Annotated in this window: 11 protein-coding genes; 2 read left to right on the top strand and 9 right to left on the bottom strand. The window is 73.2% G+C overall.

Annotation, left to right across the window (positions count from 1 at the left end; translation table 11 throughout):
• Positions 1-56: 56 nt before the first annotated feature.
• Genes VR894_RS08010 through VR894_RS07995 form a run of 4 tightly spaced genes read right to left on the bottom strand, consistent with a single transcriptional unit; the run spans position 57 to position 4,850 of the window.
• Positions 57-998 (bottom strand): lysylphosphatidylglycerol synthase domain-containing protein, encoded by a 942-nt coding sequence (locus tag VR894_RS08010; RefSeq protein WP_324650854.1) that lies wholly within the window; start codon positions 996-998, stop codon positions 57-59.
• Complete coding sequence (locus VR894_RS08005) at positions 995-2,101, bottom strand: glycosyltransferase family 4 protein (RefSeq protein ID WP_324650853.1); 1,107 nt, start codon at positions 2,099-2,101, stop codon at positions 995-997. Before VR894_RS08005 ends, VR894_RS08010 begins: the two co-directional genes overlap by 4 nt.
• On the bottom strand, positions 2,098-3,174 hold the full coding sequence (locus VR894_RS08000; RefSeq protein ID WP_324650852.1) for a glycosyltransferase family 2 protein: 1,077 nt from the start codon (positions 3,172-3,174) through the stop codon (positions 2,098-2,100). Before VR894_RS08000 ends, VR894_RS08005 begins: the two co-directional genes overlap by 4 nt.
• Positions 3,175-3,233: 59 nt before the next feature.
• A complete protein-coding gene (locus VR894_RS07995; RefSeq protein WP_324650851.1) occupies positions 3,234-4,850 on the bottom strand; it encodes a DUF2142 domain-containing protein in 1,617 nt (538 codons plus the stop codon).
• 299 nt (positions 4,851-5,149) lie between these two features.
• Here VR894_RS07995 and VR894_RS07990 point away from each other — a divergent pair, with 299 nt between their 5' ends.
• Entirely contained in the window at positions 5,150-6,772 is a 1,623-nt protein-coding gene (locus VR894_RS07990; protein WP_324650850.1) for a DUF2142 domain-containing protein, read from the top strand.
• Between the two features lie 42 nt (positions 6,773-6,814).
• Here the strand turns inward: VR894_RS07990 and VR894_RS07985 are convergent, their stop codons facing one another.
• The 5 genes from VR894_RS07985 to VR894_RS07965 are packed head-to-tail and all read right to left on the bottom strand — an operon-like array spanning position 6,815 to position 15,669.
• A complete protein-coding gene (locus tag VR894_RS07985) occupies positions 6,815-9,532 on the bottom strand; it encodes a YfhO family protein (protein ID WP_324650849.1) in 2,718 nt (905 codons plus the stop codon).
• Positions 9,529-12,048 (bottom strand): glycosyltransferase, encoded by a 2,520-nt coding sequence (locus VR894_RS07980; protein WP_324650848.1) that lies wholly within the window; start codon positions 12,046-12,048, stop codon positions 9,529-9,531. The genes VR894_RS07985 and VR894_RS07980 overlap by 4 nt, the downstream gene beginning before the upstream one ends.
• Before the next feature lie 32 nt (positions 12,049-12,080).
• Positions 12,081-13,424: a glycosyltransferase family 4 protein gene (locus VR894_RS07975; RefSeq protein ID WP_324650847.1), complete on the bottom strand. Its 1,344-nt coding sequence runs from the start codon at positions 13,422-13,424 to the stop codon at positions 12,081-12,083.
• Positions 13,421-15,013, bottom strand: a complete 1,593-nt coding sequence (locus tag VR894_RS07970; protein ID WP_324650846.1) for a glycosyltransferase family 2 protein — start codon at positions 15,011-15,013, stop codon at positions 13,421-13,423. Before VR894_RS07970 ends, VR894_RS07975 begins: the two co-directional genes overlap by 4 nt.
• Positions 15,013-15,669, bottom strand: coding sequence for a hypothetical protein (locus VR894_RS07965; RefSeq protein WP_324650845.1), 657 nt, complete (start codon positions 15,667-15,669; stop codon positions 15,013-15,015). The genes VR894_RS07970 and VR894_RS07965 overlap by 1 nt, the downstream gene beginning before the upstream one ends.
• A 248-nt stretch (positions 15,670-15,917) precedes the next feature.
• Between VR894_RS07965 and VR894_RS07960 the strand changes: the two genes are divergently transcribed.
• Positions 15,918-17,228, top strand: coding sequence for a polysaccharide pyruvyl transferase family protein (locus VR894_RS07960; RefSeq protein WP_324650844.1), 1,311 nt, complete (start codon positions 15,918-15,920; stop codon positions 17,226-17,228).
• Positions 17,229-17,308: the final 80 nt, after the last annotated feature.

The following is a 17,308-nucleotide window of genomic DNA, read 5'->3' as shown; positions in this document are numbered from 1 at the left end:
ACCGGCCGGAGACGCGCGGTGCAGTATGCCACAGGTGATGAACACTCCGGGGGTGCCTACGACCGGGGCAGCGTGCCCTGCCTGCTCCGACGGCGGAGCACCGACATGGCACCGAGGCCCAGGAGGAGGTCGGCGACCGTGAGGACGACCCTCGCGAGCAGCACCGTGACGACGACCGCCCCGGCGCCGAGCTGCCCCGTGAGCAGCGCACCGAGCACCGCCTCACGCACCCCGACCCCCGCCGGGACGACGATCGCGAGGAAGCCGACGATCCAGGCCAGGGCGTAGCCGCCGACGGCGAGGGCCAGCGTCGCCACCGTCACGTCCATGCCGAGGCTGGTGCCGATGACCCATACCTGCACGCCTGCCACGATCCAGCCTGCCAGCGCCCAGCCGGCCGAGCGCGTGATGCCACCGAGGGACAGCGGCTTCTCGAGCGGTGGCCTGCGGACGAGCGAGAGCGCCAGCCCGAGGACGCGGTTGAGCACCGGGGGCGCGAGCAGGACGACGAACAGCGGCAGGCTCCAGACCACCCACCCGTAGGTGTCGCGGATGTCGCTGGGGCCGAGGAGCACGGCGACGACGGCGAGGAGCAGGCCGGTGACGATGGAGACGAGGATCGACACGGCCATCGCGGAGACCGACCGCCTGCGCGGGATCCGGTGGTCCGCCCCCATCTCCGCGGCGGCGACGATGTTCCACACCCCGCCCGGCAGGTACTTGCCGACCTGGGACACGAAGAACACGCGGCTCGAGTCCGTCACCGCGAGCGGGGATCCGAGGTCCGTCATCACGGCGCGCCACGAGAGCATGGTGAGGCAGACGTACACGAGGCTGATGCCGAGGACGGCGACGATGCCCGCCGGGGAGAGCGACGCGAGGGCTGCGGAGACGTCGCTCCACTGGCTGCTCACCGCCCACACCCCGAAGGCCAGGGCGGCGAGCAGGAAGAGCCCGCGCGCCCAGCGCGAGCGGAGCGCCTCCAGGATGCGCCTCACCGGCGTAGCGCCCGGTCCAGCGCGACGGTGACCGCCTCGGGGGTGAACCGTTCGGTGCCCCACGCTCGGGCGCGGGTCCCGAGCGTCGTGAGGCGGTCGGGGTCCGCGGCCACGGTGGTGAGGGCCTGCGCAAGGGCGTCGGCGTCCCCGGCCGGGACGAGCAGTGCGGACTCACCGAGCACCCGGCGCTGCGGGGGTGTGTCGCTCGTGACGACGGCGCACCCTGCCGCGATGCCCTGGTACACCTTGTTGGGCACGACGCGCTGCGCCTTCTCGGTCGTGCCGAAGATGCCGAGGCACACGTCGTGAGCGGCGACGAGCGCGGGGAGGTCCGCGCCGTCGACCCACTCGTGCCAGCTGATCCCCGGGAGGTCGCCCACCAGCCCGCGGACCTCGTCGGCGTCCTGGCCGGTGCCCACGAGCGTCGCTCGCACCGGTACGCCACGCTCGTGCAGCAGGCGAAGCGCCCGCCCGACCGTCGCGGTCCCCTGCAGGGGCGTGAACAGGCCGAAGAAGATCACGCGCAGCGGCTGGTCCGCCGCCCGCTCGGGCGCGTCCTGCGCCGCCCGGAACCACGATCCGGTCGCGCCGACCGCCACGACGACCGCCCGGTCGCGGTGGCGGGGCGGCACGAGGTCCCGGTGCTCCTCGGTGTCGACGACGACGACGTCCGCTACCCGCAGGGCCACGTCGTCCAACGTCCCGAGCAGCCGGGTGCGCAGCCCGGCCGGTGTCCCGCGGTCACGAGCGGTGTCGGCGGCGAAGATGAGGTGGTCGAGCACGATGGTCGCCCGCGGGAACAGCACGCGAGCGAGGAGCACGTCGAAGTGTCCCAGGTAGCCGACGAGCACCGCCTGGGGACGGTTCCTGCCGGTGTAGCGGCGCGCTCCCGCCACGAGGGACGCCCACCGCCGACCGAGCCGCAGTGCGTGGAGGGGCAGCACCCGGGGGTCGCGCAGCGCCTTGACCTTGTCCGCGGTGGAAAGTCCGAGCGGCCGGTTGAGCTCGCGCACGTCGTGACCGTGCCGCCGCAGACCGTCCACGAGCACCTGGACGCGCGGGTGCTTGGCGGCGTCGTAGGTGCCGAAGGCCAGGATCCTCACTGCTCGACGGTCTCGCCAGTGGCAAGCGTCGTGGGGTGCTGCTCGTTCTCGGGCGGCGCCACGAGCCCGAGCCGGCCGTCGTGTGCCGGGAGCGAGCCGTTGCTGTGCCCGTGCTGCCCGTCGACCAGGACCGGCGGCCGGTACTGCATGACCTTGATCCGCTCCAGGCTCTCCTCGAGCAGGACGCGGTTGGTGCGCTGCAGGTCCGCGATGACCAGCAACGCATAGCTCAGCAGTGCGCCGACCAGCATCGCGGTACCGAGGATGAGGGACTGGATGTGCCCCGCGCCGTCACCCTGGAGCCAGAAGACGAGGAACCGCACGAACGGGACGAGGGCGGCCACGAGCATGAGCGTGCCCAGCGTCCCGAGGACGAGGTGCGGCTTGAACATGAGGAAGGACCGCGTGATCGCACCGGCGGACTTGAACATGTGGTGCCAGATGTTCTTGAACAGCCGGGACTCACGGGTCTTGGGGTTCGTCTCGATCGGCAGCGACGCGATCCGCAGCCGCTTGTTGCCGGCCTGGATGATCGTCTCCATGCAGTAGGAGAACTGCGTGATGACGTTGAGGCGCAGCAGGGCGTTCTTGGAGTAGGCGCGGAAGCCGGAGGCGGCATCGGGCAGCGCGGTCCCGGCGGCCTTGTTGACCACACCCGACCCCACCTGCTGCATCGCCTTCTTGAACGGCGAGAAGTGGGCGATCGTGCTCGTCTGCCGGTCGGCGATGACGATGTCCGCCGCGCCGTGCACGATCGGCTGGACGAGATCGGTGATCCGCTCCTGCGGGTACTGGTTGTCGCCGTCGGTGTTGACGACGATGTCCGCGCCGTGGGCGAGGGCGTAGTCGACGCCGTCCCGGAAGGAGCGGGCCAGTCCCATGTTCCGCGCGTGCTTGACGAAGTGCCGCACGCCGTGCTCCTGCGCGACCTCGATGGTGCGGTCCGTGGACCCGTCGTCGACGACGAGGATCTCGATCTCGTCGACCCCCGGGATGCTGCGGGGGATGGTCTCCAGGACGAGCGGGAGGGTCTCCTCCTCGTTCAGGCACGGCACTTGGACGAACAGTTTCATGGCTCCCCGGTTCACCGGTGATCTACGACAGCCGCGCGATACGGCGCGAACAGCATAGTCTAGCGGGCGTGTCTCCGGGCGCCGTGGCGTGCCTGACCGGAGGTGCCCGTCGGCGCGCCACGCACGGCACTCCAGGCGGCGACGCCGACAGCCGCGAGCGCGGCCAGCGCGAGCGCGACGAGAGTCACGCCCAGGAGCTCGGAGCTCGCGGGGCTCCACCCCGCCCATCGAGCGAGGGCCGCTTCCCAGGGCTCGCCCGGTGCGAGGTAGAAGCCCCGGAGCGCGACGGTCAACGCGTATGCCGCCACCGCCACTGCGAGCACGACGACGACGGGCACGGCAATGGTGGCGACGGTCTCGGACCTGCGGAGCACGGACCAGACGCCACCCGCTGTCAGCACGGCGAGCCCGAGGAGCGCCACGTAGAAGTAGCGGCCCTGGAGGCCGGCGAAGACCCCGAACTCGACGTAGAAGTTGTACTGCCGGACGACGACCGCACCGATGACGAGCACGACGAACGCGCTGAGGGCCACGACCTCACGCCACGCCGTACGGGCTGTGGCGGCTCCCAGCACGATCAGGGTCAGCGCGGCAGCGGTCGCGACCGCCACGAAGCCGGGCGCGACGTTGAGCTCGTTCCAGGAGAAGCTCCCCCAGAAGGTCTGCGTGAGGGTGCCCCAGGCCCGGTCCAGGTAGGCCGCGACGCTCCGGTCGGCCGCCTCGTTGACGGTCGGGGCGGTCTGGCCCGCCGGCTGAAGGGAGCCGTGCACCACGAGGTTGCGCAACCACCACCAGCCGCCGACGACGAACGCGACGACGAGTGCTGTGAGTCCGCGCCAGAGCCGGTGGGTCAGGGGGCCGCGCGCGAGCAGGTAGGCCATGGCCACGAGCGGGATGGCGGCGAGCAGGAAGCCCTTGGTCAGCAGGCCGCACCCCAGTGCCACACCGACGAGCACCGAGCGGCGATATCGGAGGTCGCCCGAGATGACGCCGAGGCACGCGAGGGTCGTCAGGGCACCAGTGAGCGTCGCCATCACGTCGTTGCTCACGGAGCCGGCGATGTGTCCGACCTCTGGCACGAGGAGCGGGACGCAGGCCGCGGACGCAGCGAGGGGACGGGATCGGTAGACGCGGCGAACGGCGCTGGCGATGAGCGCCGGGAGCGGCGTCATGAGGGCAGCACTGACCAGTCTCATCCCGGCGAGCTGGACGTCCCACCTCGCCTCTGCCAGACCGGCGACCTTGAGCACGGCCGCCACGACGGCGTAGTAGAGCGGTGGATGCTGTGTCATCTGGTCGGGAACCCGCGACGAGGGCCGCTGGAGAGCGTTGTCGTCCGTGATGGCCGAACGCTCGGTGTCCGGCACCGGCGTCCTGTCCACGAGCTCCGGCGTCGTGGGCCCCGGCACGCTCCGGGAGCTTCCGGGCAGGCGCGTGCTGTAGGAGCTCTCGTGCAGGGCGATCTCCACGCCGGGGCCGAACCTCGCCTCCCCGGGCGCGGGCCAGCCACCACCGTGGAGGAGTCGGATCACGCTGTTGGAGTGGTGCGGCTCGTCGGGTGCCCGGTAGGGGTGTGCAAGCACCGCCCAGGTCGCGAAGTACAGCGCCGTCAGGAGTGTGATCAGTGACAGGCACAGGAGGTACTGCCGGTGCGTGAGCGACCGTTGTGCCCTCATGGCCGTCCGCCCATGCCGCTCTCCCGGCGATCGCTTCCGGGCAGTCCGCGCACGAGCACGGCCGCGAGCGCGCCCGCGTGCCGGCACGGAGCCTGGACGAACGACTTCACTGGTCCAACCATTTCTCGCGCGGCTGATGATGTCATCGACCCACCAGGGCCTGTTCGGTGGCACCGCCCGACCGGGACGCCACGCCTCCGACACGATACGCGACCGGTGTCGACGACCTCGAGCGTGCCTCGTGTCCACGCCGCGCCGGCCGGGCCGGCAGCACGCGGCCGAGCCCTATGCTGGAGCGCGTGTCGCCTGTGACCTATCGCCGCTCCGTGGTGGCGATCACGGCCCTCTTCGGCTCACTGCTCGTCCTCTGGGCGGTACTCACCCCGGCATTCCGGGCACCGGACGAGCCGCAGCACTTCAACTCCGTCATTCGTCTTCTCGAGGGCGGGGGTTGGCCGGAGCCCCAGGCTGCGGTGATCTCAGACGGTGTCCGGGTGGCGGTCGACGAGGCCGGTTGGGCACCCGTCGACGAACCGTTCATCCGCCAGTCGGCGGCGATCCTCCCGGGTGAGAAGACCCGTACCGGGCAGCCGCTCTTCGTCGAGCTCGACCCGGGCGACCCGGCCGATCGCGCGGTCATCGGCGAGGTCGAGCTCCCTGTGGGGAGCAGCTCACCCGCGGTCGACCAGATGACCCAGCACCCGCCGGCCTACTACGCCCTCGGTGCCGGCGTCCTCAAGCTGCTTGGCGGCGAGGGGTGGCGGTGGGACCAGCAGCTGCTGGCCGTGCGGCTCCTCAGCGCCCTGCTCGTCGTCTGGCTGGTGCCGCTCGCGGCGGCCACGACCCGCAACCTCGGTGGATCGTCCCGGGCGGCCCTCGTTGCCGCCGTCTCGCTCACCGGGGTGAGCCAGCTGGCACACATCAACAGCGCGGTGACGAACGACGCCCTCACCAACCTCTCGGCGGGCGCCGTGCTGTGGCTGGCATCGCTCGCGCTGACGCGACGTCACACGTGGCCCCTCGTCATCGGCACCGGCCTCGTCCTCGGCGTCGGACTGCTGACCAAGGGCTTCCTGCTCGCCGCGATCCCGGTGGTCGCGGTCTCCTTCGTCCTCGGTCACCGGGAGAACCCGCGGCCGCCGCGTCGCTGGGGGGCCGCGTTCGTGGCGCTGGCGGTCGCCTTCGCCGTCGGCGGCTGGTGGTGGCTGCGCAACCTCATCCGCTACGGCGTCGTCCAGCCGGCCGGGATGCCGCCACGGCCCTACCTCGACACCGGCGTGGAGCCGAACGTCACGGCGCTCCTCGTCGGCGCGAGGAGAGGCATCGTCTCCAGCGCCTGGGGCAACTACGGGTGGATGGAGCTGTCCATCCCCCTCTGGCTGTCCTACGTCGCGAGCGTCATGCTCCTTCTCGCCGTCGTCGTGACACTGGTCATGCACCGGGCCGGGCGGCTGCCGCTCGCGATCCTGCTCCTGCTGCCCTTCTTCACGCTGCTCATCCTCCTGTACGGCGCGTGGCAGGCCTTCGTCAACGGCGGGTACCTCGCGGGCCTTCAGGGCCGCTACCTCTTCATCGGGGCGACGGCCTTCGCGGCCTGCGTCGGTATCGCGACGGATGCGGTGAGCTCGCGGCTGCCTGCCGGTCTGCGGTCGGCGCTGCTGCTCGCGGTGCCGGTCGGCTCCGTGGCCCTGGGTGCCTACGGGCTCGCCGTCGCGTTCCAGGGCTTCTACCACCAGGCCGGTGAGCCGGTCCGCGACGCCCTGGGCCGATGGGAGGTGTGGAGCGCGCTGGGCACCTCTGGCATCGCGCTGATCCTTCTCCTGCCCTGCGCGACCGGCCTCCTCGCCCTCGCCCTGGTGGGTCGAGCGGTGACCACGCCCGAGCCGGCTCAGCCTGCGGGTCCCCGGCACTCACGTCGATGACCACCCCGAGGCCGGTGGTGACCGGACGCTCGGCGTCCCGACTCAGCGGCGGCGTCCGCGCTGGGCGATGAGCACCCACAGGACGACGAGCCCCCCGGCCGTCACCACGGCCACCCACGGGAGCACCGACCAGCCCACGGGCTCGTAGGACAGCTCGACGACGTGCTCGCCCGCGGGCACGGCCACCCCCGTGAGGGCGTGGTCCGCGCGGAGCAGGTCGACGGGCTCCCCGTCGACGTAGGCGTGCCAGCCGTCCTGGAAGGCGTCGGCCACGACGAGCATCCCCGCCCCGTCGGCAGCGACCCGCACCCGCTTGTGGTCGGCGGTGTCGGCCTCGACGTCGACGACGGCAGGGAGCCCGTCGAACGCCACCCGCGCGGCGTCCTGCTCCGGGAGGAGCGCGACCTGATCCGGCAGCCCCGCGAGCACGTCCGCGCACTCCTCGTCGCAGGCACGCACCTCCTCGGCCCACCGGAACCGTGGCATCGGGGCGGACCGCTCGTAGACCTGCGCGTCCTGCGTCAGCACCAGGTCCAGGCCGTCGTCGGTCGCCGTGACGGCCCCCACCCAGGGACCGTCGGCACCCGCCACGACGACGAGCTCGGGGCTGCCGACGGCACTGACCTCGACGGTGAGCGGACCGGTGGCCGTCGCGAGGTGCTCGCCGTCGACCGGGATCGTGACCAGCCCGGCGAGGTTGTCGCGCACCCGCCGCTCGGCCGTCGCCACCACCTCACCGGTGCCGTCGCGCACCTCGACCAGGAGCTGCGCCGGGTCCGCCGACTCGGCCACGTCCCCGAGCGGCTCGGCGACCTCCACGGCGACGCCTCGCAGCCCCACGGGCGCGAGCTCGCGGGTGGCCGGCCGGTCCTGCAGCACGACCGTCCGTGACGGGTCCTGCTCGCCGTCGCCCTGCAGCTCCCCCACCGGGGGTGCGGTGAGGTCGACGACGCCGTAGCGCACCGCGAACCGGTCCAGGAGGGGGTCGGTGAGTGCGGGCAGGCTCGAGAGCGTGTGGTTCGTCGGCGTGAGGAACATGTTCTCGTCCATCGCCTCGAGCAGCTCCTGCCACTCCGGGGGGACGAAGGTGTGGCCCGAGAGGGAGCGGACCCCGGCCACCTTGTTGGCGCCGTTCCAGTAGGCGTAGCCCACGCCGACCATCCGGTCGTGGCCCAGGTTCTCGCGCAGGAACCGGTCGGTGACCGTGTCCCGGTAGAGGAGGTCCGGCTCGGTGCGTGGCCAGAAGGCGTCGGTGAAGAGCAGCGCGTCCGCCGCGAGGGCGAGCGGGATCAGCACCACGGCGACCGCCCGTCCCCGCAGACCCGACATCACCCAGGCCCACGCGAGCGCCACCACGAGACCGGCGGCCAGTCCCAGGAGCACCGACGTGCGCACCTGCGCCCACGCTGCCGGCTCGGGAGCGAGCCGGTACGCCGCGTAGGCCGCGGCGGCCAGCAGGAGGGGTGCGGCGACGACACCGAGCCAGGGCAGCACCCGGCGGGTGCGCGCGGAGCGCCGCACCGCCTCGAAGCCGGCAGCCGCGAGCATCGCGAACATGAGCCCGCCGATGCCGCGCATCCGGTGCATCGGGGAGTTGTCCATGAGCGGCAGCAGGCTGAGCACCTGGTTGAGGGCACCTCCGAGGAACGTCACCGCGAACGTGAGGCCACCGGCGAGCAGCCAGAAGGGCCGCACACCGGTCATCCTGCTGCCCGCGCTCGGCAGGACGAGCGCGGCGACGCACAGCACGAGGGCACCGGCGCCGATGAACGAGACCCCCTCCACGGGGATGACGCTCCCCCACCGGAGCGCGTCGCTCGCACACGTCCCCAGCGCCTGGGGGTAGGCCGCGGTGAGCATCTCCCGCACGCCGAACGTGAAGGCCCACATGTTCTCGCGGTAGCCCAGGTCCGTCGCGCTGAGCTGCTCGAGCCACGGCAGCAGCTGGAAGGCCACGAGCACGGCGCCGAGAGCGGCCCCCGCTGCGGCGAGCACGGGCGCCTTGCCCCACCGGCGCCAGGCCCCCGGGGTGCCGTCGGCGCGGTTGGCGACGACGAGGCGCAGCACCGCGTAGGCCGCCCCCAGGTAGACGGCGTGGACGGCGACAGCCGGGAAGCCGCCCAGCGCGAGGCCGGCCACGACGAACGGCAGTGGCAGTGCCGAGCGCACCGTGCGGTCCTGGACGATGCGTTCCAGCGCCCAGAACAGCAGCGGGAAGAACACCGCGGTGCGCGTCTGCGGCCAGTTGGTCCACATGACCATGAAGCCGCTGGTCGCGAACACCAGCCCGCCGACGGCTCCGGCCGCGGTCGACAGGCCGAGGCGACGGGCCCAGAGCACCACCCCGGTGACCGCCGTGACGATCTCCAGGAGCTTGAGCCAGCCGGTGAAGGAGGCATCGGAGAACGGCAGGGTCGCCAGGAAGAGCGGGGAGGCGACCCCCTGCGGCGGGGCCGCGCCGAGCATCGCGCCGGCCGACGCGCCGTCGTCCCACAGCGGTGCGCGGTCGCCGTCAGCCACCCGCTGCCGGAACTCCAGCGCGGACGGGATGACCGAGTCCACGGTGTCGGAGACGCAGACGTTGCGGACCTCCTCCACCGTGGTGCTCTCCACCCACGGCGCGGCACGGCTGTCGATGAGGTCCCCGGCGGCGAAGAGACGCAGCCCGAACAGGGAGGGCCCGACCATGACGAGGACGATGAGGAGGGGGGCGAGCCACGCCACCAGGGTCCCGGCGTCGGGCCGGCGTCGCGGGCTCATCGACGCCCCCGCCGCAGCCGGGAGGCCACCCGGGCCGCGACGGCGAGGGCGCCGCCGGCGCGATAGACCCGCTGCACGGCGCGCGCGGCGCGCACGGGCGCCGCCCCCGCCAGGCGCCGCAGTGCCCGGCCGCGGCGCGCGGGGAGGGCGTAGGGCTCGACGTAGGCGTCGGCCGCGGACAGCGGCTCGTCGTCGGCGACGGGCTCCCAGCCCGTCGGCCGGCGGGGACCGTGGACCGCGACCTGCTCGGCCGCCGCCTTCACGGCGTCCAGGTAGGCCCGTCCCTGGAGGTGCGGAGCCCAGCGCAGCAGCGCCTCGCGGCGCGCCCGCGTGCCGAGCCGACGCCGCAGCACCGCGTCGTCCAGCAGCGCCCCGAGGGCCTGGACCCACTGCTCGTGCCCCTCGGCGAGGTAACCCGTCCGTCCGTCCTCCACCGCCTCACGGAAGGGCTCCGTGGGCGTGGCGACCATCGGTGTCTCGACGAGTGCGGCCTCCAGCCACTTGATGGCCGACTTGGCCTCGTTGAAGCGGGAGCCGGTCAGGGGGGCCAGGGCCACGTCGACGTCCCGCAGCAGCCGGGGCAGCTCGTGCCACGGCACGAACGGCAGGCGGCGGACCCGTGGGGCGACGGACTCCAGGGCCGGGGTGGACCGCAGGTGCCCGCCGAGCCAGAGCTCGACGTCCGGCCGGGCCCGCATCACCGCGAGCACGGCGGGCTCCACCAGGGCCCAGTCCGCGTCGTGCGTCGTCGTGCCGGAGAAGTAGCCGAGGCGGGGCGGGCCGGGCGTGCGCGGGCGCTGCACGGCGTCGTCGCTCACCTGTGCCAGCAGCGCGCCGACGCCGTTGGCGACGTGCCGGGCGGGAAGGCCGGTGACGGCCGTGGCCTGACGGCACAGCTCGGGTGTGCTGCCGATGTACAGGTCGGCCCGCTCCATGGTGGTGCGGTACCGCGCCACCCCGCGCCACCACAGCTCCTCCTCGTCCGGCGACAGGCCCGAGAGCCCGTCGACCTGCCCACGCAGGCCGGGGTCGAAGATGAGGTCGTCGATGTCGAAGACGACCGGCACTGCCGGGCGCCGTGCCCGCAGCCGGTCGAGGAGGTCGAGCACCTGGTGGGTGGCCGGCACCCGGTACAGGACGACGGCGTCGGCCGAGGCCATCTCCTGCCACAGGTCCGGGTCCCGGTAGTGGCGGGTGACGGACTCGACCCCGAGCAGCCGCAGGCCCTCGGCCGGCAGGTGGACGCGGTAGCGGAGCGGGGCGCCCTGGATCCCGACGACGAAGAGTACCCGCCGGACGGGGCCGGGCTCGGCGGGACCGTCGACCGTCCCGGCCTGCGGGCGCGTGAGCTCCGCGTACAGGTCGAGCAGCCCCGCTGCCTGGTCGGCGAAGTCGCGCGGCGGCGCGACGGGGCCGGCGCCGATCACCCGGTCCGCGAGCGCGTCGTCGGTGACGACCCGGCGCATGGCGTCGGCCAGTGCCGCGGCGTCGGCTGCGGGCACGACCATCCCGTTGACGCCGTCGGCGACGGCCTCCTCGGGACCCAGGGTGTCGGTGCAGATGACGGCCAGGCCCGCGCTGAGTGCCTCACGCGTGAGGATGGAGTGCGACTCGCGCATGATCGAGGGCAGCACGAGCACGTCGTGCTCGGCGAGGATCGTCGCGAGCTCGGACGGGTCGTAGGCGGCGCGGGACCGCGCTGCGGGCGGCAGGCTCCCGTCGTCCGGGACGCCGTAGAGGTCGATCGTCCAGCCGGGCAGGTCCCCCAGCGACCGCAGCGCCTCGCGCAGGACGGTGACCCCCTTCATGGGGTCGGCCCCGCCGGCGAAGAGGAACCGCACCGCGGCGTCGCGCCGCCGCGCGCCGGGTGGCTCCGGAAGGGCGGGGAGCCCGTTCTCGTCGACCCGGACGCGGCCCGGGTCGACGCCGTTCGCGACGAGGACCCGCGCGGCACTGGCCGACGGCGCGAGGACGACGTCGGCCGCGTCGAGGTGGCGGGCGAGGGCCTCGTCCCGCTCGACGAGCCAGTCGTGGTCCACCGCGCACGGGCACGTGCCGCACCCGACGACGAGGGAGCACGGCCGCAGGTCCGTGGTGACGAGGAACTGACGGGCGCAGAACCACCAGAAGTCGTGCATCGTCACGACGACGACGGCGCCCGCGTCCTTGGCCGCCCGCACGAGCGAGCCACCGAGGGTCTGCACCGAGTGGACGTGGACGACGTCCGGCCGGACCTCCTCGAGCCACCCCCGGAAGTCGGCCTCGACCTCGGGGTTGTGGCTGTTGCGCGGGTCGGACCACCCGGTCCACGGCGTCGTCGAGACCCAGCGGACCGTGACGCCGTCGTCGTCCTCGGTCCAGGTGCTCAACGGCTCCCGGTGCTCGTCGAGGTGCCCGGCGTAGACGTAGGACTCGTGCCCGGCCTCGGCGACCGCGCGGGCCACCCGGTGCGGGACCAGGGTTCCGCCGCTGACGAAGTTCGGCGGGAAGTGGGCAGACACCTGGACGACACGCACCGGCCGATCGTAGCCGTCAGCCACGGCGGTCCTTACCGTCCCAGGCGGGCACGGACCTTGCGGACCACGGCGGCCGGTCCCTCGTCGCGCAGCAGCCGCACGGCCGCGGTCGCGTCCTCCCGCACCCGGGTGAGCGGGCCGGCGTCCTGGAAGGTGGCCGCGCGGAGTGGCCGGTCGGCGTCGGCGGCACGGCGCGGGTCGGCGCAGAACCGTGCCAGCGGCTCCAGGACGACGGGCCAGCGGTACCGCTCGGCGGCGTGCCGGACGTTCTCGGCGACGGCGGCACGCTCGGCGGGGTCGGTGAGCAGCTCCTCCAGCACGGCGGCCAGGGCCGCGGGGTCCTCCGGCGGTACGGCCCGGCCGAGGTTCTCGGCCGCGACGAGGTCACCGAAGGCGTCCCCCGCCGTGCACACGACCGGCAGGCCCGCCCAGAGGTAGTCCAGGATCCGGGTCCGGAAGCTGAACGCGGTCTCGACGTGGTCGAAGTGGGCGCTGACCCCGATGTCGGCGTCCAGGAGGTAGTCGGCGCGGCGGTCGTAGGGCACCCAGTCGTCGTTGAAGAAGACGAACCGCCCGGTGAGGCCGAGCTCGTCCGCCAGGGCACGGGCACCGCGTGCGGCGACGGTCTCCGGCACGTCGGGGTTGGGGTGCTTCATCCCGAGGAAGTACAGCCGCACCGAGGGCACGGTCACGCGCAGCCGGTCGACGGCCCGGATGACGGTCGCCGGGTCGAACCAGTTGTAGACGCCGCCACCCCACACGATGACGTGGTCGTCGACGCCGATCCCGGGGACGACACCCTTGAGCGCCCCGGCGGCGCGGACGGGCGCCTCGGACGTGATCCCGAACGGCACGACGTCGAGCAGCCGGCGCAGCGAGGGGTCGTCGTCGTAGGTGGCGGGGTTGACGCGGCCGGTCGCGGCGAGGTGCCCGAGCCAGAAGTCGCGCTGCTTGGCGGAGGCGCACAGGAAGAAGTCGCCGCGGCGGGCCTGCGCGGTCAGCTCGGCCAGTGCCTTCTCGGTCGAGGAGGCCCGCTGGTCGTGGCTCTTGCCCCGTTCCACCTCCAGCGACTCGAGGTGGAACGGGTCGTAGAGGTCGACGACGAGCGCCTGCGACGCGGCGCGCAACCACGGGAAGGCGCGCATGAGGTAGCCCTGGACGATGACGACGTCGGCCCGCCCGACGTCGTCCCGGAACTGCGACGGGGTGGTGCGGCGTGCGGTGAAGGTGGCGGCCGACCGCTCGCAGGCACCGAAGGTGACGAGCTCGACCTCGTGGTGCGCCCCGAGGAAGGAGGCGATCTCCCACGCCCGGATGGCGGGTCCCGCCATCCGCTGCGCCACCGTGTCGAGGGTGACGACCAGGACCCGGCTCACGGCCGCGCCTGAGGGCGCCAGGGCGCCGTGTGCTCGACGGGCATGTAGGGGTCGTTCCCCGAGAAGTCCCACCGGGTGGTGATGAACTGGTACTCCCACTCGTGCACCGTGGGCTTCCGGGTGCGGGACTCGAAGTGGTAGGCCGAGGCGCCGGCGACCCACACGGTCCGGTACCCGAGGTGGCCGATCTTCCACGACAGGTCGACGTCGTTGAAGTTCCCCGGCAGCGCCTCGCAGAACCCGCCGATGTCCTCGAAGACCTCCCTGCGCACCGCCGCTGCGGCCGCGGTCTGGCCCGAGCACTCGCGGTTGATCGTCAGCTCGGAGAACGGGCCGCCCCAGGTGCCGTCGACGCCGAGGAACGCGTGGGTGATGTCCCCGCGGGCGTACTGGTGCCCGCCGTGCTGGAGGGTGCCGTCGGCGAAGAGCAGCCGGGCGCCGGTCAGTCCGACGTCGGGCTCGCTCAGCGGCCCGACAAGGGTGGCGAGGAAGTCGTCGGAGGAGATGCGGATGTCGTCGTTGAGGAAGACGAGGATGCTCCCGCTGGCGGCCAGGTAGCCGACGTTGCACTTCTCGGAGAAGTTGAACGGGCTGCTGAACGGCGCGAGCACGAGCCGGTCGCCGGCGATCCGGTGCAGGTCGGCGAGCACCTCGGGTGGGGTGTCGTCGTCGTGGACGACGACGATCTCGACGGACAGCTCCTCACCGGTCCGCTCGAGCAGGGACCTGACGCACTCGGTGACGAACACGCCGCGCTCGCCCCAGACGAGCCCGGCGGAGCCCTTGGTCGGGATGATGACGCTGACGGTCGTGCCCTCGGGCACGGTCCGCTCGAGGCGGTAGGTGCCCGGCAGCGCGCCGAGCTCGGCGCGTCCGTCGATCCCGACCCGGTCGAGGTGGTCCTGGACGGCTCGGCGCCCGGCCTCCCACGCGTGAAACTTGACCCCGTAGTCGCTGGCCGTCGACCCGGAGTGCGCGCGCCAGTGGTAGAGCACCTCGGGCAGGTGGAGCACCTGCCGGGCGCGCTCGGTCACCCGCAGGACGAGGTCGTGGTCCTGCGAGCCCTCGAAGCCGGCGCGGAAGCCACCGACCTCACGGACGAGCGACGTGCGGAGCACGGAGAGGTGGGAGGTGTACATCTGGCCGCGGAGCCGCTCGGGCGACCAGTCGGGCTTGCGGAAGACGTCGTAGTGCCGGCCCGTCTCGTCGATCTTGTCCTCGTCGCTGTAGAGGTAGTCGGCCTCGGGGTGGGCCGAGAGCATCGCGACGACGCGGTCGAAAGCGTGCTCGACGAGGAGGTCGTCGTGGTCGAGGAGCGCGACGAACTCGCCGCGCGCCTTGTCCAGCGCCGAGTTCGACGCCGCGACGATCCCCCCGTTGTGCTCCCGCTCGACGACGACGACGCGCGGGTCGCCCTCGGCCTCGCTGCGCAGCACCTCCCGCACCCGGGGGTCGGTGGAGCGGTCGTCGGCCAGGATGAGCTCCCAGGAGGAGAACGTCTGCTCCCGGACCGAGGCGATCATCTGCCGGAGCGCGTCGAGCGGCGGGTCGTAGACCGGGGTGAGGACGGAGAGGAGTGGGTGGCCCATCAGCCGCGCCCCGCGATGCGGCGCCGCGCCCAGGAGGCGGGTGCCACGGCGAGCCGGCCCGCGCGCCAGGTGGCGGACGCGGCCATCTCCTCGAGCTGCTGCTGGGCCTCGCGCTGGGCTCGGGCCGCCTGGGCCCGGGCCGTGGCGGTCGTCGCCTCCAGGCCGATGACGTGGTCGCGCAGGGTGAGCAGGCGGTGCTTGAGCTCGGCGACCTCGTCGTCGTCTCCCGCGGCAGCACCCTGCGGGGCCACGGTGCCTCCGTCCGCGCGCGCCAGCCGGACCGGTCCGTCGGGGGCCTGGACGACGACCGTCCCGCCCGGGCGCAGCCGTGACGCAGCGGCTGCCAGCGCCGGGGTCGCGTCACCGGGACCGGACAGCGCGCCGTCGTCGAGGACGACGACGTCGAACGTGCAGGCCCCCAGCTCGCTCGCCCAGTCCGCGCCGCCTCCGACGGCAGCCTCGGCGTCGTCGTGCTGGGGTGTCGGACGGCGCTCGAGGACCGTGACGTCGCTGCCGCGTCCGCGCAGCTCCTCGGCGAGCGCGGCCGGGGCCGTGCCCACGACGAGGACCGTCGTGCCGGTCCCGACGAGTGCGGCCAGCCCGTTCGCGGCCGTGCCGGTCGCGGCGTCGTCCTCCGTCGCGTCGTTCCTGCCCATCTCCTACCTCCCGCTCCGCGGCGGTCCCGGCCATGACACCGGACCGTGCCCCGGGGAGTCTAGCCGCCGGGTCCCGGCTGCTGCGGTGGCTCCCTCCCCCGCCCCGGCGAGCTCACCGTGCGCGGAGCGCCCGTGGCTGCGTCGCGGGCAGGGCCGGGTGGGGGCGGACCGGACGTGGCCGGGACCGCTCCTCGACCCGGCCACTAGAGTGATGTCCGCCCGCGCACCGGCGCAGGGCAGGAGGAAAGGTGGCGTCAGCAGTGGTGCGCTCGCTCTACGACTCGATCAGCCCGAACACCGGCGACTGGGCGATCGGCATCGCGGTCGCGCAGGAGCTCGCCCGCCACGGGGTGGCCCGACCGGAGGTGCTCAGCCCCTTCGAACCCGTCGACGCGCACGACCAGCTCGTCGTCGTCGGCGGCGGAGATCTCATCCGCCCCGCCGGTGACCCGTTCTACGACCGGTTCCGCGTGCAGGGACCGGCCGTCCTCAACGCGGCGGGCGTGTGGCCCGACGCCGACGAGCTCGACTACCTCAAGGAGTACCGCCTCGTCAGCGCCCGGACCTCCGCCGAGGTCGAGCACCTGCGGTCGGTCGTCCCCGACGCCGAGCTGCTGCCCGACGCGACGATCACCCTGGAGTCCGAGCACGTGGAGATCGACGGTCTCCCCCGCGACGAGCCCGTCGTCGGGATCCACGTGGTCCCCCACGCCCTGCAGCTGTGCCCCGAGCTCGTCGAGGCGGTCGACGCGATCGACCACCCGAAGGTCTTCATCCCCTTCACGCACTACAACTACGACGACTCCTTCATGGCGGCCCTGCCCTTCGACAGGTCGCGTGCGATCGACCTCCCTCGGCTGTCACCGCTGGAGCTGCACTCCGTCATCGGGCAGCTGTCCTACGTCGTCGTCTCCTCCCTGCACGCGACGTTCTTCGCCTACGCACAGGGCGTGCCGTTCGTCACCGCCGACCAGCGCAAGGTCCGCGACTTCCTCGCCGACCGGGGTCTCACCGACTGGCTCTTCTCCGACGACCACTCGCTGCGCGACGCGCTCGCCCGGGTGGAGCAGGAGCCGCCGGCGCTCTCCGAGCTGGTCGCCGCCGACCGCGCCGCGGTCCACGACGCCTTCTCCCGCATCGCCTCCCTCGCGGGTGAGGAGGACGCCGAGGAGCGCTCCGACGCAACCACGACCCCGTCGCCGCCGTCGCCCACGGACCCGGCCAGCCCGCGCCAGGTCGTCGTCCTCGCGGCCGAGCAGCGCGAGGAGGCCCTGCGCAACCGCGACCACCTCATCGCCGCGAACGCCCGCGTGGCGGCGTCGCTCCGGACCGCCAACGCCGAGCTCCGGAGCGAGCTGGACTCCCACAGCACGCACCTGCGACGTGCGCAGGAGCACATCGGGGGGCTGGAGAACCACATCCAGGGCCTGCAGAGCGAGACGGCCGTGCTGCGGGCCGCCCTGGAGCGCACGCTCGACCGCCGTCTGCGGCGACTCGTGCGTCGTGGTCGCGGCATCACTCGGTCTATCGTGGGCCGCTGGAAGACGGACGACCGCTGAGGACCGTCGTGCTGCGGGCGTCGCGCCAGGGTGCCCGGCCACCACGGGCATGCCGATGTCGCCCGTCCCGGTGGACCCAG

Source organism: Georgenia sp. H159 (assembly GCF_035607575.1).
Lineage (GTDB): Bacteria > Actinomycetota > Actinomycetes > Actinomycetales > Actinomycetaceae > Oceanitalea.
This window is presented reverse-complemented; position numbering and strand designations above follow the sequence as displayed.